This is a genomic window from Sphingobium tyrosinilyticum (assembly GCF_042654265.1).
Taxonomy (GTDB): Bacteria; Pseudomonadota; Alphaproteobacteria; order Sphingomonadales; family Sphingomonadaceae; genus Sphingobium; species Sphingobium tyrosinilyticum.
The window spans coordinates 301,505-326,325 of sequence record NZ_JBHSFZ010000025.1; the positions used below are offsets into that span (position 1 = coordinate 301,505).

At 62.2% G+C, this 24,821-nt stretch carries 24 protein-coding genes; 9 read left to right on the forward strand and 15 right to left on the reverse strand.

The features are described 5' to 3' along the window. Positions 1-909, reverse strand: a complete 909-nt coding sequence (locus ACFO3E_RS12505; RefSeq protein WP_066531488.1) for an alpha/beta hydrolase — start codon at positions 907-909, stop codon at positions 1-3. 31 nt (positions 910-940) lie between these two features. Further along, positions 941-2,362, reverse strand: a complete 1,422-nt coding sequence (locus ACFO3E_RS12510) for an NAD-dependent epimerase/dehydratase family protein (RefSeq protein ID WP_066531490.1) — start codon at positions 2,360-2,362, stop codon at positions 941-943. A gap of 276 nt (positions 2,363-2,638) precedes the next feature. On the opposite strand from ACFO3E_RS12510, the gene ACFO3E_RS12515 reads away from it, so the two are divergent. Both ACFO3E_RS12515 and ACFO3E_RS12520 read left to right on the forward strand, forming a co-directional pair. Beyond that, positions 2,639-4,978, forward strand: a complete 2,340-nt coding sequence (locus ACFO3E_RS12515; RefSeq protein ID WP_066531493.1) for a TonB-dependent receptor — start codon at positions 2,639-2,641, stop codon at positions 4,976-4,978. A gap of 89 nt (positions 4,979-5,067) precedes the next feature. Beyond that, complete coding sequence (locus tag ACFO3E_RS12520; RefSeq protein WP_066531494.1) at positions 5,068-5,460, forward strand: VOC family protein; 393 nt, start codon at positions 5,068-5,070, stop codon at positions 5,458-5,460. Between the two features lie 62 nt (positions 5,461-5,522). Here the strand turns inward: ACFO3E_RS12520 and ACFO3E_RS12525 are convergent, their stop codons facing one another. From ACFO3E_RS12525 to ACFO3E_RS12540, 4 genes are all read right to left on the reverse strand, one after another. Next, entirely contained in the window at positions 5,523-6,410 is an 888-nt protein-coding gene (locus ACFO3E_RS12525; protein ID WP_380805085.1) for a DUF3618 domain-containing protein, read from the reverse strand. Beyond that, positions 6,407-6,865, reverse strand: a complete 459-nt coding sequence (locus tag ACFO3E_RS12530) for a phage holin family protein (protein WP_197486379.1) — start codon at positions 6,863-6,865, stop codon at positions 6,407-6,409. Before ACFO3E_RS12530 ends, ACFO3E_RS12525 begins: the two co-directional genes overlap by 4 nt. Next, positions 6,862-7,350, reverse strand: coding sequence for a hypothetical protein (locus ACFO3E_RS12535; protein ID WP_066531497.1), 489 nt, complete (start codon positions 7,348-7,350; stop codon positions 6,862-6,864). Before ACFO3E_RS12535 ends, ACFO3E_RS12530 begins: the two co-directional genes overlap by 4 nt. A gap of 192 nt (positions 7,351-7,542) precedes the next feature. Beyond that, a complete protein-coding gene (locus tag ACFO3E_RS12540; RefSeq protein ID WP_380805088.1) occupies positions 7,543-8,358 on the reverse strand; it encodes an SDR family NAD(P)-dependent oxidoreductase in 816 nt (271 codons plus the stop codon). A gap of 107 nt (positions 8,359-8,465) precedes the next feature. Between ACFO3E_RS12540 and ACFO3E_RS12545 the strand changes: the two genes are divergently transcribed. The 3 genes from ACFO3E_RS12545 to ACFO3E_RS12555 all read left to right on the forward strand — a co-directional run bounded on the left by ACFO3E_RS12545 (position 8,466) and on the right by ACFO3E_RS12555 (position 12,828). Continuing rightward, positions 8,466-9,266: an SDR family NAD(P)-dependent oxidoreductase gene (locus tag ACFO3E_RS12545; protein ID WP_380805091.1), complete on the forward strand. Its 801-nt coding sequence runs from the start codon at positions 8,466-8,468 to the stop codon at positions 9,264-9,266. Positions 9,267-9,368: 102 nt separating this feature from the next. Beyond that, positions 9,369-10,712, forward strand: coding sequence for an amidohydrolase (locus ACFO3E_RS12550; RefSeq protein WP_380805093.1), 1,344 nt, complete (start codon positions 9,369-9,371; stop codon positions 10,710-10,712). A gap of 79 nt (positions 10,713-10,791) precedes the next feature. After that, positions 10,792-12,828, forward strand: a complete 2,037-nt coding sequence (locus ACFO3E_RS12555; protein ID WP_380805096.1) for a M3 family metallopeptidase — start codon at positions 10,792-10,794, stop codon at positions 12,826-12,828. Positions 12,829-12,847: 19 nt separating this feature from the next. Here the strand turns inward: ACFO3E_RS12555 and ACFO3E_RS12560 are convergent, their stop codons facing one another. The 5 genes from ACFO3E_RS12560 to ACFO3E_RS12580 all read right to left on the reverse strand — a co-directional run bounded on the left by ACFO3E_RS12560 (position 12,848) and on the right by ACFO3E_RS12580 (position 19,857). Further along, entirely contained in the window at positions 12,848-14,872 is a 2,025-nt protein-coding gene (locus ACFO3E_RS12560) for an elongation factor G (protein ID WP_380805099.1), read from the reverse strand. Positions 14,873-15,003: 131 nt separating this feature from the next. Next, positions 15,004-16,689 (reverse strand): ATP-binding protein, encoded by a 1,686-nt coding sequence (locus tag ACFO3E_RS12565; RefSeq protein ID WP_380805102.1) that lies wholly within the window; start codon positions 16,687-16,689, stop codon positions 15,004-15,006. Between the two features lie 59 nt (positions 16,690-16,748). Continuing rightward, complete coding sequence (locus ACFO3E_RS12570) at positions 16,749-17,330, reverse strand: TOL_0243 family YfiR-like periplasmic protein (RefSeq protein WP_066531520.1); 582 nt, start codon at positions 17,328-17,330, stop codon at positions 16,749-16,751. Then, positions 17,318-19,207 carry a TOL_0244 family TonB-dependent receptor gene (locus ACFO3E_RS12575; RefSeq protein ID WP_380805105.1) on the reverse strand — a complete coding sequence of 630 codons (1,890 nt, stop codon included), beginning with the start codon at positions 19,205-19,207 and terminating at the stop codon, positions 17,318-17,320. Before ACFO3E_RS12575 ends, ACFO3E_RS12570 begins: the two co-directional genes overlap by 13 nt. A gap of 152 nt (positions 19,208-19,359) precedes the next feature. Continuing rightward, positions 19,360-19,857, reverse strand: coding sequence for a hypothetical protein (locus ACFO3E_RS12580; RefSeq protein WP_380805107.1), 498 nt, complete (start codon positions 19,855-19,857; stop codon positions 19,360-19,362). 151 nt (positions 19,858-20,008) lie between these two features. Between ACFO3E_RS12580 and ACFO3E_RS12585 the strand changes: the two genes are divergently transcribed. From ACFO3E_RS12585 to ACFO3E_RS12595, 3 genes are read left to right on the forward strand one after another with little or no spacing between them, the layout of a single operon-like run. Beyond that, a complete protein-coding gene (locus ACFO3E_RS12585; RefSeq protein WP_066529448.1) occupies positions 20,009-20,218 on the forward strand; it encodes a hypothetical protein in 210 nt (69 codons plus the stop codon). A 55-nt stretch (positions 20,219-20,273) separates the two neighbouring features. After that, on the forward strand, positions 20,274-20,474 hold the full coding sequence (locus tag ACFO3E_RS12590; protein WP_380805110.1) for a hypothetical protein: 201 nt from the start codon (positions 20,274-20,276) through the stop codon (positions 20,472-20,474). A gap of 19 nt (positions 20,475-20,493) precedes the next feature. Continuing rightward, a complete protein-coding gene (locus ACFO3E_RS12595; protein WP_380805113.1) occupies positions 20,494-21,330 on the forward strand; it encodes a class I SAM-dependent methyltransferase in 837 nt (278 codons plus the stop codon). On the opposite strand, the gene ACFO3E_RS12600 is transcribed toward ACFO3E_RS12595, so the two are convergent. Beyond that, positions 21,327-21,707, reverse strand: a complete 381-nt coding sequence (locus ACFO3E_RS12600; RefSeq protein WP_380805115.1) for a DUF2147 domain-containing protein — start codon at positions 21,705-21,707, stop codon at positions 21,327-21,329. The two genes, ACFO3E_RS12595 and ACFO3E_RS12600, sit on opposite strands and share 4 nt — an antisense overlap. After that, positions 21,685-21,828 carry a hypothetical protein gene (locus tag ACFO3E_RS12605; RefSeq protein ID WP_380805117.1) on the reverse strand — a complete coding sequence of 48 codons (144 nt, stop codon included), beginning with the start codon at positions 21,826-21,828 and terminating at the stop codon, positions 21,685-21,687. The genes ACFO3E_RS12600 and ACFO3E_RS12605 overlap by 23 nt, the downstream gene beginning before the upstream one ends. On the opposite strand from ACFO3E_RS12605, the gene ACFO3E_RS12610 reads away from it, so the two are divergent. Next, positions 21,829-22,545 carry a methyltransferase domain-containing protein gene (locus tag ACFO3E_RS12610; protein ID WP_380805119.1) on the forward strand — a complete coding sequence of 239 codons (717 nt, stop codon included), beginning with the start codon at positions 21,829-21,831 and terminating at the stop codon, positions 22,543-22,545. Here the strand turns inward: ACFO3E_RS12610 and ACFO3E_RS12615 are convergent. Next, positions 22,532-23,629, reverse strand: a complete 1,098-nt coding sequence (locus ACFO3E_RS12615) for an NAD(P)/FAD-dependent oxidoreductase (protein WP_380805120.1) — start codon at positions 23,627-23,629, stop codon at positions 22,532-22,534. The genes ACFO3E_RS12610 and ACFO3E_RS12615 overlap by 14 nt on opposite strands. Next, positions 23,629-24,696, reverse strand: a complete 1,068-nt coding sequence (locus ACFO3E_RS12620; RefSeq protein WP_066529465.1) for a type III polyketide synthase — start codon at positions 24,694-24,696, stop codon at positions 23,629-23,631. The genes ACFO3E_RS12615 and ACFO3E_RS12620 overlap by 1 nt, the downstream gene beginning before the upstream one ends. Positions 24,697-24,821 lie beyond the last annotated feature (125 nt).

Consider the following 24,821-nt stretch of genomic DNA (forward strand, 5'->3'; position numbering starts at 1 on the left):
TCAACGCGACGGGGCGGCCTTCGGGCCGAACCCGTTGAGGTCGATCCAGCGGAATAGCCCATCAGTCCAGCCTTCCGTCGTCGTGTCCTTCTTGCCAAGGCCGAAGCCATGGCCGCTGCGTTGATAGGCGTGAAACTCGATCGGGCGGCGGGCGGCGATCCAGCTTTCGATCAGTCCATAGCCTGCGCGACCTGACAAGGGATCGTCCGTCGCCATCGCAACGAAGGCCGGGGGCGCATCAGCGGGCACCGCGACCTTTTCCATAGGCGGATAGAGCATGACGGAGAAGGCTGGGCGGTCGGCGGGCGCCGCGTCCAGCGTGACGCGGATCGTGGTGCGCGCGCCTGCGGAAAATCCGATCATGCCGACCTTCGCCGGATCGACATGCCATTGCGCCGCCCGCGACCTTACTAGCTTCAACGCCGCGATGCCGTCGGCCACTGCATAGGGCGGCGTGACGATGCGCAGGCCCTCACCAGGCTTGCCGATCCAGCCTGTCATCCGGCTCTGCATAACCTTGCCAAAGGAAGGCCAATCGCGTGGCGTAGGCTCAAGCCGGTATTTAAGGACGAAGGCAGCGATGCCATGATCTGCGAGCAGGCGCGCAACCTTCATCCCCTCATGATCCCAGGCGAGCGTCACGAAGGCTCCGCCGGGTGCAATGACCATGGCGGTACCAGTCGCTTTTGCAGGATCAGGCAGAACGGGCACCAGGCTTGCTTCACTGGTGTTGCGCACGCTCATGTTGCCGGGCGTTCCGAACCAGATTTCCGGTCCGTTGGCGCTCGGAACGACTCCGGTGCCGAGGCTGATCCCCTGCCGCATCTCCGCTGGCGGGGGCAATTGCGCCGCCGCCGCCGTGACACCCAGCGTCCACGCGGCCGCCATATTAAGCAGCTTGGTCTTCATCCGGCCTCTCCCCTGATTTTCGAGCGGTGGTTCAGCCCGCCGCCTCACTCCATACCTGCGCAAAAAATGGATTGCGCGCGGCTTCCGCATCATAGGTTGCTGGGTCGAGCATGGTCGTGGGGCACCAATGCCCCCCCTTCAGATACAAGCGCGGCGTCATGCTGAACCGATGACCCGCCGCCGACTGCCACTCCACCGGCACATCCGGCCCTTCGAAAGCGTCGGCCAGGCACTTGCCCCCGCGATATTCCGCCGCAGCCTTCAGATCCTCGATCCGCCAATCCTCGGGCGCCCGCGTCTCATCATAGCCATGATCAAGCAGGCTCGGTTCGCGTGCGGGCTGCGTATATTGGAAATCGTCCCAGTTGCGCGGGAGAGCTTCCCACGCGGCGCGCGATCCGAAATAGGCGCGAATCTTGGCTTCATCATTGGTCGCGAACCAGTGCAGCGATCCTTCGGGCGCGTTGGCGAGCTTTTCGATCTGCTTCGATATGACGCCCGGCAACAGCTTTGGAATAGCGCGCGCGATCCACGGCATGTGCTTTGGCGCTTCGCGGAAATAATCGTCCAGCGACTGTTCGCGGAAGGGCACCAGCGCTTCCAGCCGATCGGAATCCGCATACCATTGACCATGGAAGTTGCGCGTCGCGAACCAGTGCGGCTTTAGCACTTTGCGATAGTTGGGCATGGTCTTTTCCATGAACTCATGGTTGACCACCCGCGACGAAGCGCCGCCGCCGATATTGTAGAAGCCCCGCCAGAAAGCGTCCGGCACATCGTCACTGCACACCGCGGCCATCAGGCGGCCGCTGTCGTTGGCGGTGGACCATTCGAATACGCCGTTCAGCGGATTGTGGAACATGATCGGATCGAAGATCTTCCACATGTCATAATGCGCCATGCCGCTCTGTCGCAGAGAGGCCCAGTGAGTGATCCCGCTCTGCGCGACGATCGCCTCCGCCTGGGTCTTGGTAACGGCATAATGATCATAGGCGCTGATCTTGATCGGATCACCCGTTCGGCCCCACTGCACCGGCGCGTTGCGGCTGCCGGTCTCTGCGATGGTGCCGATGTAGATGAGCCGCGTCTGCTTGGGATCGCCGACCGCGTGGATGGCATCCACGATATTCTGCGCGCCGCCGACATTCACCCGTGTCACGACGTCGGCGGGCAGGCGATCAGCCAGCGGAGACACGAGCGCGCCGACATGCAGCACGATATCCGCACCGCTGACGCCCTTGCGAATGGACGCGGCATCGGTCAGATCGCCCCAGACGATATCCGCCAATTCCCGCCGCTGGACATCCTTGACTACCGGATGCGCGTTTTCCTCCGGCCGCACCAATATACGCAGGCGTAGCGTATCGCTCCTCGCGGCAATCCGCTTGATCGCCTCGCGGCCCATATTGCCGGTCGCGCCGGTCAGAAAAATCGTCTTGCGGCTGTCGGTCATAAATCTCCTCTCCTAGAACCGCGCTCAATCGCACGTGCACGTGCTAATAACAAGGGGCTCAGAGCATTGCAGGAGTTCCACTACGCGCAGGACCAACATATCGTCAGGAGTGCGCAAAATAGATGGCAAGCGCTCATTTTCAACTGTTGCCAATAAAGCACGCACTCGTACGAAAATTTTCGATCAGCCGAGTCTCCGGATTGCGACGCCTTAGCAGCGCGGCTAGCGGCCGTCCCATTCGTGGGATGCACATCCCCTATTTATGGAAAGGACGTCATGAAAAAGGCGAATGGAATTGCTGCGTTGTTGTGTGGCGCAGCGCTGATTGTACCGGCAGCAGCTTGGGCGCAGGACAGCGCCGGCACTGAAGGTGGTGAATCGAACGAAATCATCGTCACCGCGACCCGCGAAGCCCGCTCGCTCCAGTCCGTGCCGATGACCGTCAACGTCGCGACCGGAGAGCAGCTCCAGAAGTTCAACATCTTCGACGCGAAGGACGTGCAGCAGCTCGCGCCGGGCCTGGAGCTGAGCAACACCAGCGGCCGTAACAACACCACCACGCTGCGTGGCGTGACCTTCGATCCGGACCAGGGCACCAGCCCGGCCGTTCAGGTCTATTACAACGAAATTCCGACCGACGCGCAGACCGTCTATACCGCGCTGTACGACATCCAGCAGATCGAAGTCCTGCGCGGCCCGCAGGGCCTGCTGCGTGGTCTCTCGGCTCCGGCCGGTTCGATCACGATCGCCACGCGCCGCCCGAACTTCGACGAGATCGAAGGCTATGCGCAGGCGACCGCTACCACGCGTGATGGCTACAACATCCAGGCTGGCGTTTCGCTGCCGTTCAACGACACGCTGGCGATCCGCGTCGCGGGCCTGGTCGATGGCAACCGCCTGAACAACGTCCGCAACATCACCAATGGCGAGCGTTCGCGCAGCCGTACCGAAAGCGCGCGCGTTACGCTGGGTTGGCAGCCGAGCAGCGATTTCACTGCCTATCTGACCTATCAGTATCTGTTTGCGGACAATTTCCAGAACCAGCAGGTGGTTGGCACAGGCGCAGTCGCGGACGGCTTCAACCGTTCGGGCCCGGCGCTTGAGGCGGATGACTATGCCGCCGTTTCGGATGGCCGCTTCCGCAATCGGAATGAAAGCCACATCGTCAATCTGGCCTTCGACTATGATCTTGGCCCGGCGACGCTGTCCTTCGTGGGCGCTCACCAGTTCAGCCGGCTGACGGCCGAGCGTGACCTGGACGCGGGCAACGCAATCCCCGATTATGTGTACGCTTCGACTGTCCGGTCGCCTTATAAGGTGGACTCGGCTGAAGTCCGCCTTGCCTCCAACAACAAGGAAGGCTTTGGCTGGGGCGTAGGTGCATTCTACACCAAGCAGACGGGCACTGTTGTCACCAATCAGCGCGCGGATCAGTTCTTCGCTCCCGTTCCGATTGTGTTTGGCGCCTATTTGCCGGTCAACACGGATGTATTCACCCCCGTGGACACTCAGACCTGGTCGTTCAACGGCAATCTGCGGTATCGTTCGAACGGCTTCTCGATCGAAGGCGGCCTGCGTTACTCCATCATCAAGAATGTCCAGACGACCGACATCTTCGTATCGTCGCCGGGCAATGCAGCGTTCGGCGTTCCACCCTTCACGCTCCCCGTGCAGGAAGGCGTTCCTGCCGATCTGCAGCGGTTCACGAACAAGCCGCTGACCGGCGGCGTCACGGTCTCCTACGAGTTCAACCCGCGCCTCAACGCCTATTTCGCCTATGGGCATTCCTACCGCGCCGGCAGCACGGGCGTCGCTGTTCCGCTGGGCGTCAGCCGGGACCTGATCCGTACCAAGCCTGAAAAGACCGACTCTTTCGAAGTGGGCCTGAAGGGCAAGTTGTTCGACAACCGCGCGAACTTCACTGTTTCGGCCTTCTACCAGACGCTGGAAAATTACCTCAGCCGCTTCACCGGCATCTATTATGAGTCGGCTGCGGCCAACCCCCCGACGGGCGGGTTCGACTTCAACTATAATGGCGATGCCAAGATCAAGGGCGTGGAAGCGTCGATCGATGGCCGTATCACGGACAATTGGGATCTAGGCGTCAGCGCATCCTATGTCCGGGCGCGCTATGACAACGCCCTTGTGCCTTGCAACGACTATGCGGGTACGGGTTCGCCCAACCAGAACGCCCCCTCACCGGCGGTCACCGGCCCGGGCAATGTCAGCTACTGCGTGACCAATGGCCGCCTGGCGCAGACGCCGGACTTCAACCTGACCGCGAACACGGAAATCCGTTTCTCGGTCGGCGAAGTCACCCCGTTTGTAAGGGCGCTGCTCAACTATCGCCCCGGCTTCTATGCTGACCGGGTCGATTATGACTATCGCTCGCGCACGCTGCTGAATCTCTTCGCCGGGTTCCGGACCGAAGGCGACCGCTTTGAACTCACCGCCTTCGCAAAGAATGTGCTGAATCAGAAGCGGATCACCAACATCAGCCTGGGTACCACGCAGTTCAATACGGCTGTTCCGGGTCTCACCTACAATTCGGGCTACCAGACGGTGAACGTCACCAACCCGCGCGAATTCGGCCTGACCGGAACTTTCCGGTTCTGATCTTGAACTTGTCGTTCGGATAATATCAGAGGGGGCCAGCGGAACACTCCGTTGGCCCCTTTTTTATCATCAGTAAGGAGCAGGATAATATGACGTCACATTTCGGTTTCACCAAGCTCGTCGTGCAGGATCTCGAAGCCATGGGCACCTTCTACAAGGATGTGGCCGGGCTGGTTGAGATGGCGCGGGTTCAGGATACCGTCGGCAGCCGCAAGATCGACGAAATTCTGTTCAACGCGACCGGCGAGGGCGGTGCGACCTTCGTTCTGTTCAAGTTCCTAGATCGCGCAGCCCCGGCACAGGAAGAAGTAATCCTCGGCTTCCAGACCGACGACATCGTCACGTTCGTCGAACGTACCAAAGCTGCCGGCGGAGCCGTGGTGGAGCCGATCGAAGTCAAGGAAGCTCATGGCGTCAAGGTGGCCTTCGTCACCGACCCCGAGGGCCATCTGATCGAAGTGGTGGAACTGCTCGCCAAGTGATGCAAAGGGCGGCCCGGCATTAGAGTGCCGGGCCGCCCTTATCCATCAGTCCAGCCGTCGTTTCAAATTTGCAGTGAATCGACATCACGCGGACTGCCCGACCCCTGATCGGCACGGGATGCGTCGCCTCCGGCCGACTGGCTCTGCTGACCCTGCTGGATCTTGTCATCCGCGCGGTCGATCAGATCATCCTTCTTCTCGCGCAAAGTCTCAGTCAGCTCCTCTTTCTGCTCATTGGCGATCGTTCGCGCCTTTTCGCCGAGGGAGCCGAGCTTTTCCTGCTCCAGGCGACTGATCGGCAGGGCCGATCCCAAGGCCGCGCCAACGGCCACCGCAATCAGGCCGCCGACCAGCGGGTTGCTCTCATAAAGATTTTGCGCCTTGTCGAATGCCTGCGTCGCGCCACGCGCCGTCGCCTTGCCTGCCTGGCTCGAGCTTTCCGCCCATGCGCGGCGCTTGGCCCTGAAACCTTCGGTCAGGTCGTCCAGCCGCTGACGAAAACTGTGTTCGTCCTCGTCCGCGCGCCGTTCCAGCATCAGATAATTGGCGCGGGCCTGATCGCGGCGCCGTTGATAGGCGGCTGCATCCTCCCCGTCGCGCATTTCCACCGCCGACATATGGTTCACATAATCGCGGTGATACAGGTCGATATCTTCGTCGGGCTGCTCGCTTCCCCTTTTGGGGAGCGAAGGGAAGGTGGAATCCTTGTCGCTGATCAGCCAGATCGTTCCCGCCGCAATCAGGCCGAGCGCGATAGGATTACGCCGCGCGCCGTCCAGCAGCATCCGGGCATCGACATTATTCTCGTCCGCCTTGTCCAGCAAAGCATCGAAAATCTTCCTGGGTGTGAGCTGGTCGCCAATCTTGTCGATGGTGCGGCTCATATCTTCCTGGGTGCGGCGAATGTCCCGCTCGATCGCGTCGGGATCCCTTTCAATGGTGTCGGTCATCTTCTCTGCTCCGGATGAAGGTCGCCGCGAAGGGCAGCGGGTGTTCTTTCAAGGCTGTGTTGAGTGCGTTCGGGCGCGATATCGACTGCGCGCATCTTCGCCGCACCGCCTCTATACATCACATAGGCTATGATCAGGGTGACGACACCGACGATCAGAGTGGCCAGGCCCAGGTGATTGATCGCGTCCGCCAGCAAATAGGCCAAAGCCATCAACAGCACCCCCAGCCCAGCTATGCCGACGACGGCCGCTCCGGCCATCGCGCCGATGGCCGCCTTCAAATCATTGCCGGTTTCGCGAACTTCCGCCTTTATCAGGGCAAGTTGCTGTTCTGCCAGATGCGAGCCCTGGCTGGTCAAGTCGCGCAGCAGGGAAACGATATTTTCGTCTCCCGCTGTCGGCCGGTCGCCGTCTATCGGCGTGCCGGGAGAGGTGCGGTTCATCGTGTCAGTCATGACACGCCACCGAAACCGGATGTAGCGGGGGACCATTGGTTCGATGCAGGTTGGAAATTCCCTCCGCTGACAGGCGTGGAAGCGGTAGCAGGCATGTTCGAAGGTTCAGCGCGGAAGATGCGGCTTGCGGCAAATCCTGCCGCCGCGCAGGTGGCCAGGAAAGTGGTGGGGTTGTTGCGCGCTATCTGGCGGATATCCTCCACCAGCTCGCGGCTATCCTTTTGCTCGACAGCGTCAGCCAACTGCTGAATTTGGGCCGCGCCCTGCTCGAACAGGGATTTCAGCCAAGCGGGACTTTTCCCGCCGCCAAGGTCCTGCGCCGCACGATCCAGCGCGGACGCGACCGAACGGGCCTGCTCGACGGCAGGTCCTTTTCGCTGCTCGGCCTCGCTATGAAGACGTTCTGTCGCGGATGAAGTCAGTTTTTGGGCGTCGTCGCGCAATTCATTGCGCAGATCGCCTGATTGTTCTGAAGGCGGCTGCATATATAATCCTTCCCGTCCAATTTTACAGTCTGAACAGCAAGGACAGTGAAGAGTTCCAGGTAGCACATCGCTTTGCGGCGAATTGCTAACCTAAGCTTTAATGCAAATTAGTGTCTTTGATGGAAATTGGTTCGGATGGCGACAGAAACTGTCCGCGACTTTATTGTAAGTGCTTCACTTTGGCCGCTACTTTCATTCCGGCAACGCAATCCGGCTATCGCAAAAGAAATCAGGCGCATTGATGAGTTTTGCCCCTGCGAAGCGAGGAGCGTCCTCATGCGTCGCCAGCCAAACCACGGTTCGCGCGGTTTCTTCCGGCTCGCGCGCTTGCGTGCCAAGACCGACATCCGATGCAGCGTCACCCCATGCGGCGCGTAGCGTGTCGGTCATGGTGAAGCCCGGTTCGATCAGGAAGGCGCTGATGCCGTCGGCGCTATGTTCGAAATTGATATAGTCCGGGATACGGTTGAAGGCTGCTTTCGGCGCAGTGTAGAACAGACCATTGTTGCCCTTCGTCGGCTCTACGGACGACAGGGTGGACATGAAGATCATGCGGCCGCCGCCTTGCTGGATCATGGCTTTGAGCACCAGACGGCTGAGGTGAAATTGATTGACGAAATTTCCCATCGTCGCCCGCTCGGCATCCGCCAGATCGACGTCGAGGATTTTCTGCATGACGGAAGGGCCCTGGTAGATCCCGTTATTGACGAGCAGGTCTATCCGTCCGAAACGCTCCAACCCCGCCTTGACCGCAGCATCGATCGACGCGCGATCGCCAAGATCAAGCCGCAGTCCGTAAGCGGTGCCGTCGGTGGCTTCTATCTCGGCAACCGTCTCTTCAACGCTGCCGGGCACCGCGACGCCGCCCATGCCGTCATGACGGCCGGTATTCGCGGCCATCGTCCGTCCAGTCACGATCACTGAAAAGCCTGCACGGCCGAGCGCCAATGCGATGACCTTGCCGATGCCGCGCGTGGCGCCCGTGACCAAAGCCGTCTTTCTCATCATCCGCTCCTACCCGTCTTTTTTTTGCTGCAGAGGCTGTGCCATCGTGATTATGATAATACAATAGAGTGTGCAATTAATGCCGCGGGCAAAGCGGTGAGGAGAGTGAGATGGCAGAAGGCAGACTGGCCGGCAGGGCGGCGATGATTACCGGCGCAGGCGACGGCATTGGCGAGGGTATGGCCCGCCGGTTCGCAGCGGAAGGCGCCGCCGTTCTGGTCGCGGATATCGACGAGGAGAAGGGCGAAGCCGTGGCGCGCGCTCTTCGGGAGATGGGCACGCGCGCCGCTTTCCGGCGCTGTGACGTAACGGATCGCGCGATGATCACCGGCGTTGTCGCGGCCTGTGTCGAGGAGTTCGGCTCGATCGATATCCTGGTCAACAACGCCTACCGCGGTGCGGGCATGAGCCGTATCGAAACCAAGAGCGACGAATTGTTCGCCGCCAGTTTGAACATCAATCTCTATGCGGTGAAATGGTCGATGGAGGCCGCCTTCCCCCATATGCGTCAGCGCGGGTGGGGCAGGGTGATCAATATCGGCTCGCTGAATGGCGTGAACGCCCATATGGGCAGCGCCGAATATAATGTCGGCAAGGAGGCCCTGCGCGCTTACACCCGCAGCGCGGCGCGCGAATGGGCGCCTTATGGCATCTGCGCCAACATCATTTGTCCCGCAGCCGTTTCCGCCAGTTACCGCAAGTTCCAGGCGATGCAGCCTGAAGTCGCGAAGGCAAGTGCCGCCGTTAATCCCATGGGCCGCATGGGCGATCCGGAGAAAGACATTGGCGGCGTCGCCCTGTTTCTGGCGAGCGAAGATGCGCGCTATCTGACGGGAAACACGCTGTTCGTGGACGGCGGCGCGCACATCAATGGCGTGGTCTGGATACCGGATTACGGCCCCGAAGAGTGAAGCTATAACCTCCCCTTATATCCATGAGGAGAGGATAGGGGCGCGCCGTTCCGCCTTCGCTTATGCATGCAGGTAAATAGTCGCCTGGAAGGAGAGCGCCCCTTGAAACGTCACCCCCTGTTGGCAGCCTTTGCCTTTCTGTCTTCCTCCACGCTGCTCGCGCCTGCCGCACGGTCCGCACCTGTCGAGGACAAAGCGGCGATCAGTGCCGTTCTCGACAAGAATATCGCCGGGCTGGAGGCGCTTTATCGCGATCTCCATCAGCATCCCGAGCTGGGTTTCCAGGAACAGCGCACCGCGAAGATCCTCGCAACCAAGATGCGCGCGCTGGGCTTCGACGTCACGGAAAAGGTCGGCGGCACCGGCATCGTCGCCATCTACCGCAATGGGGCGGGACCAGTAACGCTGGTGCGCACCGACATGGACGCGCTGCCGATGGAGGAGAAGACCGGGCTGCCCTTCGCCAGCAAGGCGCAGGCGGTGCTGGACGGCAAGCAGAGCTTCGTCGCCCATAGCTGCGGCCACGACACGCACATGGCCTGGTGGGTCGGCACCGCGCAGGTCCTGCTGTCGATGAAGGACCGCTGGAAAGGCACCCTCGTCTTCATCGCGCAACCGGCCGAGGAAGTGCTGGGCGGCGCGAGCGCGATGCTGAAGGACGGGCTGCTGACCCGTTTTCCCAAGCCCGACTATGCCCTGGCGGCCCATGTGGGCGGCGGCATGCCAACGGGCAGCCTCGTGCTGAAAGAAGGGACTATCCTGTCCGCTTCCGACGCGCTGGAGATTGTTTTCCACGGCAAGGGCGCGCACGGTTCGGCTCCCAGTTCGTCGATCGACCCCGTCGTCATGGGCGCGCATTTCGTCAGCGATGTGCAAAGCGTCGTCAGCCGTCAGAAGGAGGCGGCGACCTTCGGCGTGATCACGGTTGGCGCGTTCCAGGCGGGCAGCGTGGGCAACATCATTCCCGATGAGGCGCGCCTGCGGCTGAGCCTTCGCTCCTTCACGCCACAAGTGCGCGGCCTGCTCATGAACGGCGTTGAAAAGACGGCGCAGGCGGTCTCGATGATGGCTGGTGCGCCAGCCCCGACGATCACGCGTATCAACGGTTCGGCGGCGACCTATAATGATCCCGCCCTGCTTACGCGGCTCACGCCCGCCCTCAAAAGCGCGTTTGGCCAGGGCGTGGTCGCCATTCCGGCCAGCGCTCCTGGTTTTTCAGGAAGCGAGGATTTCTCCGAACTGGCCGCCCAGGGCATCCCGTCTGCCTATCTGATGATTGGCGGGGACACGCCTGAAAAGCTGGCAGAATATAAAGCCAAAGGGGTGTCGCCGCCGACCAATCACTCACCACTATTCGCACCCGCTGCCGCCCGCGCGATCCGCAGCGGCGCGACGGCGCTTGCGTTGTCGGTCCTCACCCTCAACGGCTCGCAAAAGCAGCAGTAAGGGAGCTTGAAGAGGCGGCCGTCATCGCCCAATTAAGGGCTACTCCTCGCCCCCAGGGCATCCCTAACCAAGAGTAGCCATGACCGCCGCCAATCCCCTGCTTGCCGACCGCGACCTTCCCGACTTCGCCGCCATCCAGGCGGCTCATGTGGTGCCCGCGATAGAGGAGGCGATCGAGCAGCATCACGCCGCGATTGCGGAAATTACCGCGTCTCAAGCCGATGATTTCGACAGCGTCATCCTGGCAGCGGAGCGCGCCGATTTCCTGCTGTCGCGCACCTGGTCGCCGATCGGCCATCTCGCCTCGGTCGCGGACACGCCGGAACTGCGAGAGGCGCATGCCGCCGCTCAGGCGCTGATGACCGCCTACCTCATGGAAGCTGGCCAAAACCGCGCCCATCATGATGCCGTCGCGCGGGTCGCCGCCCGCCCGGACTTCGCGGATCTGCCCCCGGCTCGCAGACGCGCGGTCGAACTGGCCATGCGCGGTTTCCGCCTGGCCGGCGTCGCGTTGGAAGGCGCAGCGCGCCAGCGTTTCCTCGACATCGGCGTGGCGCTCAGCGACCTAAGCACCCGTTTCGGCAATGCCGTCCTCGACGCCACCGAAGCCTGGAGCGAGCATATCACGGACGAAGCCGCCTTGGCGGGTGTGCCCGGCAGCGACAAGGCGATCCTCGCCGCCTATGCGCAGGAAAAGGGCTTGCCGGGTTGGCTCGTCACCCTGCGTCAGCCCAGCGTGCTCGCCATTCTGCTCCATGCAAAGGACCGGGCCCTGCGCGAACGGGTCTATCGTGCCCATAATACCCGCGCGTCGGACCAGGCAGACGATCCCAGCCATGACAATAGCGAGCGGATCGACGCCATCATGGCCCTGCGCCACGAAGCCGCGCAGATCCTGGGCTTTGCCGATGCAGCCGCCCATTCGCTGGAAACCAAGATGGCTGCGGACGCCGACGAAGCGCTCGCCTTCCTGGCCGACCTTGCGCAGCGCGCGCGGCCGATCGGTGAAAAGGAACTGGAAGAAGCCCGCGCCTTCGCAGCCGAGCATCTAGATCTGCATGACATCCTGCCATGGGACCTGTCCTATGTCGCCGAAGCCATGCGCCGCACGCTCCACGGCGTCGATCAGGAAGCGCTAAAGGCGTATTTCCCCCTCCCCCGCGTACTTGCCGGGACGCAAGGGTTGATCGAGCGGCTGTTCGGCGTCCGCCTGACGCCTCGCGCCGATGTATCCACATGGCACCCCGACGTCCTCTTCTACGATGTGCTGGACGGGCAGGGCGAACTGGTCGCAGGCGTCTATCTTGACCTGTTCGCGCGCGCCGGAAAGCGGGGTGGGGCATGGATGGATGTCTGCCGGTCGCGCTTCCTGGACGCTGACCGTTTTCACCGCCCGGTCGCCTACCTGACCACCAACTTCGCGCCGCCCGCAGGCGACCGTCCCTCGCTCGTCACCCATAATGATGTGGTGACGTTGTTCCACGAATTCGGCCATGTGCTGCATCATCTGTTGAGCGAGGTCGATCTGCCGTCGGTCGGAGGCATTTCGGGCGTGGAGTGGGATGCGGTGGAACTGCCCAGCCAGTTTATGGAGAATTTCGCCTGGGAAAAGGACACGCTGATCGGCTTGTCCGGCCATGTGGATAGCGGTGAGCCCTTGCCGGAGGAACTGTTCGACCGGCTCCTCGCCGCGCGTCAGTTCCAGGCTGGCTTAGCCCTGCTGCGCCAGATCGAATTTGCGACCTTCGACCTGCTGCTCCACCGCGATTATGATCCGGCGCAGGGCGCGCGGGTGACGCAGATGCTGGACCAGGTGCGCGCGGCCGTGGCGGTCGTCCACCCACCCGAATGGAACCGCTTCGCCCATGCCTTCAGCCATATCTTCGCTGGCGGCTATGCAGCGGGCTATTATTCCTATCTCTGGGCCGAACTGCTGTCGGCCGACGCATTCGAAATTTTCTCTCACGCCGATGTTCCGGGTGGAGGCGCAAGCGCCTTCCGCCGCGAAATATTGGCGGCGGGGGCGAGCCGTCCGGCCGCGGAGAATTTCCAGGCATTTGCGGGGCGTCCGCCACAGGTCGATGCGTTGCTGCGCTCGCGCGGTCTCGCAGCCTGAAAGCAGAACGGAGCCGGTGTCAGGCCGGCTCCTTGACCCGCTGCACGATGCTGCTCGCAAGTTTGGGCGCGACTTCGGCGAGATGATCGAAATGCGCCTGAAAATGCGCCATGCCCTGGCTCATGGAGCGGATTTCCGCTTCCAACCCTTGCAAGCCCGCCTCGGGCAGCAGCACTTCGACAATGTCCCAACCTGACCAGCCCTCCCGGCTCGTCATCCTCAGCATCTGGCCCCGGCGGCTCGCGACTGCGGAGGTGATGCGAGAAGTGGCCGCGCCGGGCGTCATGATCGTGACATGCGCGATCGGCTCCAACAGATAGGGTGAGGCGGCAGCGAGCGCATCGGCCATCGCGATCCGCCCGGCGGTGCGGAAAGCAAGTTCGGAACTATCGACGCTGTGGAAAGACCCATCGATCAATGTCGCCGCGACATCGACGACCGGAAAGCCCAGCGGCCCCTTGGCGAGGGCATCATACATGCCCTTTTCGACGGCCGGTATCCACTGCTTCGGGATCGCGCCGCCGGTAATCCGCTCTTCGAACCGGACGCCTTCGCCCCGGTCGAGTGGCCGCACTTCCATCACCACATCGCCAAACTGGCCATGGCCGCCCGATTGCTTTTTATGCCGCCCGCGCTGCGTAACGGTCTTTCGGATCGACTCCTTGTACGCGATGGTGGGGGTCTGAACCAACACGGCGACGCCATAACGGCGTTTCAGTCGCCCGAGCGCGACATTGAGATGCTCGTCACTCACGCCATGGAGCAGCGTCTCGCGGGATGCTTCGTCCTGCGCCCAATGCAGCGCATGATCTTCCTCGGCCATCCTGTTGAGCGCGGTGGAAAGGCGCACTTCATCCTTATGATCCTTCGCGGCGATCGCCAGCGCGCAATTGGTCTGGGGCCGATCCGCTGTCAGGCCCGCGCCGCCCGGTTTGCAGCCGATGCCAAGCAGATCGCCCGCCTGGGCGCTGTCCACCTTCGCAATGCCCACGATCGCGCCCGGTTCGGCGGAGGCGATCTTGCTGGTCGTAGAGCCCTGAATCGCGAATATGCCGCCAGCGCGCATTGATTGGCCCGCAGCGTCCTGCAACTCCGCGCCGTCGGCCATCTGCCTGCCGAACAGCCGCGCGATCGCCAGCCTTCCAACCGTCGCAGCATGCGAAACTTTCAGTATCTGGGCCCCAGCGCCTTCGATGCCCAATCGCTCCGCCGTCTGTCCGGCTGTGGGTGTATCGTGACGCAGCATCTTCAACAGCCGCCTGATGCCAAAGCCGTTGGCGGCCGACCCGAACAGCACCGGGACGATCAGGCCGCTCGCCGTTTCCTGTGCCAGATCGGCGAAGATGGTCTGAAGGCTCGGCTGCTCATCAGACAGAAGCTGTTCCAGCAGGGCATCGTCATGATCGGCCAGTTGCTCCAGCATATGGAAGCGCGCGGCGCTCTCATCATCCTTCATGTCCTCGGCAAGGGCGATCTGCTGCGATGGCTTGCCTGCTTCATAATGATAGGCGCGTTCCAGCGCGAGATCGACAAAGCCATCGACGCGCTCTCCGGACCTGATGGGTATCTGCCGCGCCACCAGAGCGGCGCTGCTCATCGGTGCCAGGGCGGCCAACAGCTCCTGGATGCTACCGCGGGCCTGCTCGATCTTGTTGACGAAGAGCGCGTGGGGCACGCCCGCCTGCTCCAGTTTCCGCAAGGCGGGTTCCGCCAGTGGCGCGCGCGCCGGATCGGGATCAATGACGACGATCGCAAGATCAACGGCGTTAAGGGCTATCTCCGCGTCCCCAGCGAAACTCGGCGACCCCGGGACGTCGATCAGGGTGAATCGATCACCCATCCATTCGAAGTGCGACAGGTTCAATTCGGTCGAGCTGCCACGTTCCCGCGCTTCGGGACTCGCATCGCCAACGCTGCTGCCGGCCTCTACCGATCCTTGGCGGGGGATCGCGCCCGTCGTGAACAATATTGCTTCCGCGAGTGTGGTTTTTCCCGCTCCGGCGGGGCCGATCAGCGCAATGGAGCGCGATTCAGTGCCGCTCATCCTTGCTCTCCTCATCCATCTTTCTTGGCGAAGACGGTTGTCTGCGGGAGCGATGTTCTGCCTATCTCGTGTCGAACGCAAGAGGGGGCTGCGGTCAAACTGCCCCTTGCCCCCACGGGCGAAAGGATGGGCTATTCCGGAGTAGGCGGGCGGTGCCCCTTCTGATCCAGCGCGGCCAAAATCTGCACCGACAGATCCTGTATCGAAAAGGGCTTGGGCAGCAGGCGGATGCCTTCCTTTGCGGCTGACGCCGCTGCCGCGCTGTACCCTGTCATCAGCATCGTCGGCAGAGCAGGCCAATTATGCCCGACGCGGCGGACGAGGTCGATGCCGCTCACATCACCCGGCATGATCATATCAGACAGCACCAGCGAAAAGTCCCTTTCGCGATCCAATCGCCGCAAGGCCGCATCTCCGTTTTCGGCCCGCTCGGTCTCATAGCCTAGCTCCTCCAGCATGCCGCCCACCGTATGGGCAACCGTGTCGTCATCTTCGACCAGCAATATCCGATGCTTGCCCGGAGCAACCTTAGCCTCCGCATCTTCAATATGTTGTGCCGCATTCTTCGTGGATCGTGGCAGCATCAGGGTGATGGTCGTTCCCTTGCCCTCGATGCTATCGACCCGAACATCGCCTCCGGAGGCGCGCACAAAACCATAGACCTGGCTCAGCCCCAGACCCGTACCCTGGCCGACCCCCTTGGTGGTGTAGAAGGGCTCAAATATCTTGGCGACGTCATCGGCGGGTATGCCGCTGCCCTGGTCAGTCAGGGCGAGGTGAACGCAATCCCCACGCTCGCCCTGGCCGGGCGCATTGGCGCCCTCAATCACGATGACGCCGCCCTTCGCCATCGCGTCGCGGGCGTTGAGGGCGATATTGAGGATGGCGACCTCAAGCTCGGAAGCGTCCACTTCGACCAGCCAGAGATCGCTCGGCAGATGCATGGCGACGCGGATGCTTTCGCCCAGCGACCGCTCCAGCAGCGCGTCCATCCCGCTCACCCGCTGCCGCAGGTCGATGACTTCCGGCTTCAGCGGCGAGCGACGGGCAAAGGCGAGCAACTGCTTGGTCAGCTTAGAGCCCCGATCCACCGCCTGGCGGATGCCTGCCTTCAATTTTTCCAGCTTTACCGGGTCATTCGTGCGCTCCATCAGGTCTAACCCGCCGGAAGCAACCATCAATAAATTATTGAAATCATGGGCAACCCCGCCCGTAAGCTGGCCCATCGCCTCCATCTTCTGCGACTGACGAAGCGCTTCCTGCGCCCGCATTCTGCTCGTTATTTCATTCTGCAACTCCTGATGAGCCTTGCGCAGCGAAGCATAGGACGCCGCGAGCACGACGATCAGCAGAGAGGCAAGCACCACGATCACGGCCAGGCCAAGATAGCGGGTCACCCGCCGCGACCAGCTGTCCACTGTCGATTGCAGATAGACCGAGCCCAGCCGCGTGCTGCCCTGCGCCACGGGCGCAGTAACGATCAGCGCGTTGCCCACGATCCTGGGTTCACCCATCGCAATGCGCGACGGCAGGCGGGCAGGGGGCCGCGCAAAGCCGGTGACCAGGCTGCCGTCAGGACGCAAAGCCGCCGCGGCAATGATCTGCGGATCTGCGCGAAGGGCGTTCAGATATTCCTGCAAGGCGACATCATCGTCAAAGGCAAGGGGCGCTGCGATGCCGCTCGCCAATATCTGCGCCTGCACCGCGCTTTGCCGCGCCTTCTCCAGTTGCCCGACCCGTTCCAACTGAAAGGCCACCGCAACGCTCGCGGCCAGCAAAAGCAGCGCGATCAGCACCGCCGCCAGCGGTGTCGCCATCTGCGCGACAATGCCAAAAGCGCGCGGCCGATCAGCTGATTTCGCTTGAGGGGCGTCTGTCATTTTCGATCCACCGCAATGGCGAGTCCGAGCAATTTGGAACTGATCTTCAGATGGGAGGCACGCGCCGCACTGTCATCGATCTGAAAGCGCACGCGACCGCTCTGCACGACGAACTGGATCATCGCCCCCGGCGGCCCGCCGTCCCGGTCGGCAACGGTCAACACCGGCTGCCCGGTGATGGGAGCAAAGGGTGCATAATCCTTGTCGGCCGAACGACCCGCAAAGAGCATGTGACAACCCGCCATGCCGCTCTCCAGCTTCACCCGCCTTACCCTGACCGGACGGTTCGCCATCTTCTGCCCACGTATCACATCGTCCAGCACATTGCCGAACGGGTCCTCACCTGAAATGCAGATGGTGAAGCTCCGGTCACTACCCGGAAAAGCGGAAGGCGGCCATTCCACGAACGGCGCGAACTTGAAGAGGAAGCTCGCCTTCACCGCCTGCTCCAACGTCGCCGATGCGGTGGCCGTCCAGCCAGTTTCGGTTCCGGTCAAAGCGATCAGCGACAGGCAAAGCTGCGCCCTTCTTCGCCATCGGCCCTTTCGGCGCAGAGGACGGAAGTTCACATCGTCCATTTGAGCGCCACGAACACGCTGCGCCTTATAGGCGCCGCCTGGGACAGCGGCAGTTCCTGATGGCGGGCGTGCAGCAGGTTGAAACCGGACACAGATAGTTCCGCGCGCTCGCTGAACTGCCAGCCCAACCGTGCGCCCAGCTCAACATAGCCGGGAACATGCGGGTCGGGCAGGGCGCTGACATAGCGCAGGTCCGCGTCCACATTGATCTCCCGGCCGATGTCCATCGACGACCGCAGCGAGGCGCGGTGGCGCGGGTCATTACCGGCCTGCGACAGGCCGAGGAGCGGCACCGCTCCATCCTTGAACCGCAACTTGTGGATGAGCAGGCTGTAGCCCGGCTTGACCCGCCACCAATCCGCGATGCGGATATCCGCCCAAGCATCCAGGCCATAACTGTCCCCCTTCATACCATTGCCCCATCGCAATGGCAGGAAACCGCCCGGCGCGGGATCGACCGTGCGCAGATCATCATACACATTGTAGAAGCCTGACACGGACAGGGAAGCGCTGGGCGACAGCAGCAAGCGGGTTCCAAGTTCAAAAGCCGTCAGTTTTTCGGACCGGAAGCTCGATAGGGCGGTCAAGAACACGGTCTGCCCAATCGATTCCACCACATCCTCATCGAAAGGCGTGGGCGAGCGAACGGCGCGGGACACTGCGCTCCATAGCAGCGTCGCGTCATCAGGCTTCCACGACAGTCGCACGCTCGGCAGCATGGTCAGGCCGGTATAGGTCCGCCCTTCCAGCTTGATCCCGGCCGTTGCCGTGAGGCGCGGCGTGAGGGCGATACTGTCCTGGGCGAAGATATTGGCGAGGTAGAGCCGGCGGCGGTTGGGAACGAACAGCAGACCTGGAATATTTTCAATCTCATAACTGCTGATCCGCGCCCCGCCGCCCAACACCAAGGCATGCGCGCCGGTCTGAAAACCATATTGCGCCTCGACATCGTAGGTATCGAGCGCAAACCGCCCGCCATCATGATCTATCTCACGCGCATTATGGTCATAATAGGCCTGTAGCTGGATCGCGCCGCCCGACGGCATTTCGCGCCGCCAGCGGGCGAGCAGGTCATAGCCGTAAAAGGCTTCGGACGGGTTCAAGCCGCGGGACAGCGACCCATAATGGGCGTCCCCCTGCAGCATGACCGAGTCCTGCGCCGAGGCGTCCCAGTCCATGCGGAAGCCCAGTTGGGTACGGCGGCTGCCGTCGTCGCTGTCGTCGGAACTTTCGAAATTCTCGTGCCGCTTCGCGAAGATCCGGTAGTTGATCCCGTCGCCCGCTTGCCCACCATAGCGAAGCCCCAGGTCATAGGTCCTGTTGCCGCCGACGACCGTCGCATACAGCCCTTGGGAAGCTCCCGCGTCGCGCGTGATGATGTTGATGACGCCGTTCACGGCATTGGAGCCCCAAAGCGTCGCGCCGGGGCCGGAAATGACTTCGATCCGCTCCACATCTTCCGGCAATATGTCCGGCATGTCCCAATATACGCCGGAATAAAGCGGCGAATAAACGCTGCGGCCGTCGATAAGGACCAGCAGCTTGTTGGAAAAATTCTGCGCCTGTTCATTGCCGCTAAGGCCGCGGGCAGCGACGATTATGTCATTCGGGCCGCCCCGCATCACCTGCAGATTGGGCGCGAGCCGCAATATGCCCGGCAGGGTCAGCGTACCTGACCGGACAATATCATCATGGGTGATGACATAGATGGACGCCGGGGCGTCGGCCAGGGCGGCGTTGGAGCGTGTAACCGACGTGACGTCCAACCGCGATAGTGCGGCGAGCGGCATGTCGCGCAATTCCTCGATACTTTGAGCCCGAGCTGCGCCCGATTGCACGCCCAGCAGCCCTGCTATCGCCCAGGTAATCCTGAACACAGCCGATCCTGACCGCATCTATCCCCCTGCAATTACCCCGATTTATAGCATCGTTACGAAATTGCATCGAATTAGTTCCGGGACGTTCGCGATTGAAGCCGGTAGGCGATTGAAGATCAAGCAGATTCGGCAAGATTTCGCCTGCCGGTAGCTCAATCGTCCGTTTCGGCGACGCCGTTGCGGTTGTCATCGTCGCCCGACTTCGTGCCGCCGAGATGGCCTGTGCCATGATAACCGATCTCGGTCTGTCCACCATGGCCCATAACGCTGCCAGGATCATTGGCGCTTTTTCTGTGCCCATGCGGATAGGGCGCACCCGCGCTCTCGCCGCCAGGGCTACTCGCGCTCATGTTAAGGTCGCTTACCCCGTCACCATGGGACTGTCCTGCGCCGCCGCTTACCTGCGCTAGGCTGTCGGCCTTATCCCCGATTTCGTCATTTGGGCTCTGATCAAGCCCCTGCGCCTCGACAAAGGCGGTGCCGGAGACTTCCTCCACTTCCGGCCCGACGCCTGGAACATGACGACGCCGCTCTTGCGACGCAGCAGGTTCATCAGCCGCCCGCTCGCCCCGCCAGCCTTGCTCAGGTGGCGCAGCGTCGTCCTTGATCGGTGAGCCTTGCCCTTGGAGAAATGGGTTGCGATCATTCATGACGTTGTCCTCATTCAGGCCGTTGGCCGGTCGAAGTGAGCAACGCGTCAAAAAAGCCGGCGATCCGCTTGCTTCGCTCACCTGGGTTAGCGCGCAGGGGTCTTTTATGTCGCTATGATGCCGCCTCAGCGACGACGAAGGTCATCATCCCATGGAAGACGGAGAGCAGCGGCGCCGGATAAATGCCAAGCGATGGCTGTGGCTTATCGTTGCCGCGTGCGTCGCGGTCGCTGCCCTGGTCACCTATACCAGCCTTCGCGCGCCCGATCCTGACTCGCGCACTTCCGAAGTGCCGCTACAGACCACCGCCGATGCTCAGGCGGCAAGGGAGGGGAGCCGGAACGAATCGCAGCTTCGGTGATTGCATGAAGTGCGATCCTCTTCGGGACCGATCATATCTTTCAGGAGCTTGATCGATGTCGCTAACCGGCCTTACAGCTATCATCATCCTGATCGCCGCGGCGCTGCTCGGCCTAGTGCTGTTCGCCAGCCATCGCGGACGGATCAACAAGGGCGCAGCCTTGTTCGCAGCGCTGATTATCGTGGCGGCGGCGTCGGTGACGCTGTTATATCCCTCCTTCCTGACGACCACGCATTCGGATAGGCCGCTGCCCTGAAACATGCCATGACCATCGCATGATCGTTCCGGAGCATCCCTCCAACGCTGCGGGAGTCGCCGTCCATTATGATGAGCTGGACCCGGCCTATCGCCGTATCTGGGGCGACCATGTCCATCATGGCTATTGGCGTGAGGGACATGAAACCCCGGAACAGGCGGCGGCGGCGTTGGTCAAGCTCGTCGAGCAGAAGCTGGCGCTGCAGCCGGGACTCAGGCTTTGCGACATAGGTTGCGGCTATGGGGCGACGGCGGCCGATCTTTTGACGCGCCACGAAGTCTCTATCGTCGGCCTGACATTGTCACCAGCCCAGCACCGGATCGCGACGGATCGATCGCCTGACTTTTCTTGTCTTCTCCGGGATTGGCTCGACAATGGTCTACCATCCGCGTCTTTCGACCGTGCCTATGCGATCGAAAGCTCGGAGCATATGGTGGACAAGGCGCGTTTCTTCACCGAAGCCCGGCGCATTTTACGGCCCGGCGGGCGATTGGTTGTCTGCGCGTGGCTTGAAGGGGAGGGAGCGCGCCCGTGGGAGGTGCGCCACCTCCTCCTGCCGATCTGCCGAGAGGGCCGCTTGCCCAGCATGGGGAGCCGCATCGATTATGAACGGTTGGCATCGGACGCAGGCTTCCGGCTGACGGGCTATCAGGACATTAGCCGGGAGGTCCGGCGCACCTGGTCAATCTGTCTCGCGCGCCTAGCAAAGAGCATGATCAGCGACAGCAGCATCCGGCGCCTCGCGCTCAGTCACGCTACGCAGAGCCGGGATTTCATGCTCAGCCTGCCGCGCCTCATACTGGCACTGCGAACCGGCGCTATGCGATATGGCATATTTCAGTGGGAAACGGTCTAGCCGCCCCTTGTCCAACGCCGGGATTCGCAGATGAACAGCACGCATCCTGTGACCTTGAGTGATCCATCCGGGTTCTTTGTCAGCGTCGATCGATAGCTTTTCCCGCTTTTGGGATCATAGGCCCGGCCGCCCTTCCAGACCGATCCCGATCGGCTGAAGTTCCACAACGTAGGAAGACCCGCCAGCGGCCTGTTTCTTAAGCGCGGGTCGGGATTGTGGCTATCGGTCTTGGGAACGGTCGGGCTGGTGTCGAGCACTTTCACGATGCGCCCGCAAATATGCGTTCCGCACGGCTCAATCCGGACCAACCCTTTGCCATCATCCGTCAGCCACAAACCCGTAATGTCGCCAGAACTACCCGTTGCGGATGCCAGCATAAGCAAGGAAGACGCCAGGATTGTCATCGCCAATATCCTCTTCTGCCGTAAGGTGAGGCAAAAAGGACGACACATCAACCACGCCGCTGATGATAAGATAGGGCGTGGGAGAAGGATGCATATGACAAAGCTTGCGGTACGATCGCGCCAGGAAGAGCAGATGGATGCGCCCGATCTAGATCCCGCCATCTATGAGCGGGTTCTGCACGATCTGGCCCGCGTCAATCAGTGGACCTTCACCGCCTGGCCCAGCATCGCATTTCTCAACCGCGCTATCGGCTCGGGCAAGCATTTCCGCTTACTCGACGTCGGATTTGGCGATGGAGACATTTTGCGCGCCATCGCCCGGTGGGCGCGTAGGCGGGGTATCGAGGCCGAACTGATCGGTGTCGATCTCAACGAGAAAAGCCTGCAGGCAGCGCGGCGCGCAACGCCGCCCGATCTCCCGATCGAGTATCGCGCAGGCGATTATCTGGACCAGCCCGAGGCGTTCGATTTCATCATCTCCAGCCAAGTGACGCATCATATGACGGATGCGCAGCTAATGACCTTCCTTCGCCATATGGAAGCGCATGCACGGCGCGGTTGGCTGATCTGCGACCTGCACCGGCATGGCTTTGCCCATTGGGGCTTTCCCATCCTGGCGCGACTGCTGCGAGTCCACAGGATCGTGCGGGAGGATGGGCAGCTTTCGATCGCCCGTTCCTTTAGGCTGGCTGATTGGCGCGATCTTCTGGCGGAAGCGGGCATATCCCTGGAGCAGGTCCGGATCGTACGCCGCTTCGCCTTCCGCCTGTGCGTGGAGCGCGTGCGGGAACGGCCGCTCAACCTTTCCTGACGCGGGTGAGGGCGGCCGCGCCCGTTCCCAATCTTGGCGCGAGATGCAGCAGCGTCATCAAAGCGCTTCGGGTCAGCGGAGCGGCGGCTCCCTGCCGCAGGGTCTCGGCAACGTCCACCGGCCTGCTGCATTCCCTCCGCCATTTGCACTGCCAGGCAGGCGCAGCTTCCGGCCCGCTAGCGAGCAGCGCCTTGGCGGCGCTGGTCCCGCTGGTAAGCGCGATTGCAATACCGTCGCCAGCCAGCGAAGCTATGACGGCGCTTTGGTCACCGATGCGGAAAATGCCGTGATGGCTGGCCTGCGCGCGCCAGCCATAGGGCACGCCCGCTATGGCATCGAAATGGGCGGGGGGCGTGGAGCTAAGCCGTTCCGCGAGCAGTGGCGCCTCTCGCTTCAATTGCTCCAGTAAGGCGGGGACATTCCCGGCGGCAGCGAGCCGAGCGCGGCTGACCGATAGGCACAGATTGATCGATCCATCTTCCTGCAACAGCAACCCTGCATAGCCATCATTGAACAGGTGCAGTTCCACCCTGTGGGCAAGCGCATCGTGCAGGGCGGAGGAGGCGGGGAGGGTAGTGCGCAGCCCGACGGATGAAACAGAAAAGTCGCGCGCCATCCCGCGCAATTCATGTTTACCGACGCCCAGGAACAGCGCCTCTGCCGTCAGCGTCTCGCCATCGTCAAACCGCACGTTGCGGGTAAGCGGATCGACCGCTCGCGCCGTCCGTCCGCGGCTGACCACCGCGCCAGCGGTAGCAGCCGCTTCGATCAGCGCGCTGTCCAGAGTGCGGCGCGAAACGCCAGCAGCGATGCCCGGCAGGACAGCTTCGACGCAGCGACTGGAACTCACCAGCCTGAACCCTGTGATGCGGTGCGCGCCCAAGGACCAGGGATCGATCCCCAGCTCCTCCAGAGCCGCAATCGCGTCCCAGCCGAGAAACCCGCCGCAGACGCCATTTTGCGGCGTGGATTGCCGCTCCACCAGATGTGGCGTCATCCCAGCGCGCGCGAGGGTAATGGCTGCGGCCGATCCTGCCGGGCCTCCTCCGATGATTAGTGTGGAGATATTGGCGGATTGAGCCATCAACCGGCTCGGCAGAAGCGGAAGCCCTCGGCAGCGACGCCCGGCCCGAATGCAAGCGCCACACCCTGGCCCTGCCTATCCTGATCCAGCAGATCGGCCAGGATGAACATCAGCGTAGCGGACGACATATTGCCGTAGCGCGCGAGTACGCCGCGCGAGAAGGCCAGCGCATTGTCCCTCAACTCCAAGCCATGCTCGACCGCATCCAGGATAGATCGTCCGCCCGCATGCACCGCCCAATTGCTAATCATGGCGGGTTCCATGGATCCGCAGACGCGTTCGCGAACGCTCTCATCTCGCAGCGCCGTCTGGATGCGACCAGGGACTTCGCCCGACAGGTGCATGATGAATCCGGTATCGCCAATCTCCCAGCGGATGAGGTCAGCCGACTCCGCCAGATTGATCGCGAAGAGCGTTTCCATCGCGAACCCGCAATTCTCCGCACTGACCAAGGCCGCAGCGGCGCCGTCGCCGAATTGCAGCATCATCAAAAGCCGCTCCAGCTGCTGTTCCGCCTGAAGGTGAAGCGATGACAGTTCGACCGTGACCACCAGCACCCGGGCATCCGGTTCCGACCGCACGATGTGGCGTGCCGTCCGTAGCGCCGCGACGGCGGCATAGCAGCCCATAAAGCCCACCAGGGTCCGCTCGACGCCAGCCAGGTCAAGCGCTTCGGCGATGATCTGGTCGATGCCGGGGGCAACGAATCCGGTGCAGCTGGCCACCACCAAATGGGTGATCCCGTCGATGTTGGTATTCACCTTCAGCGCCTCGATGGCGCTCAACGCCAATGCGGGAGCATAGCAACGATAAAGCCGCATCCGCTGGGACGTCGATGGCATAGCTTCGGCATAAAAGCCTCCGGCATCGACGGGCGATCCGCCCTCCACAGAGGGCAGGACCGACCAACGGTGATCGATTCCGCTCCTTTCGGCCATCCGTGTGAACAGACCGCGCGCGCGCTCATCCTCCAATTGTTCGCTGGCCCAGCGGATGAAGGGAAGATGCACGTCCTGTCCGGGCGTGGCGCAGCCGATGGCGTTGATGCAGGCACGTCTCTCGCTCATCGCATTCCACTTTGTTGCTCGGGCTCAAACGCCGCGATGACGGCGATGATCCGGCAGGGGACAGCATTCCCCCTGTGTAGCGCGATTGCGATTGCTACCAAATGAATTCAGCGGGCCAGCTGGGG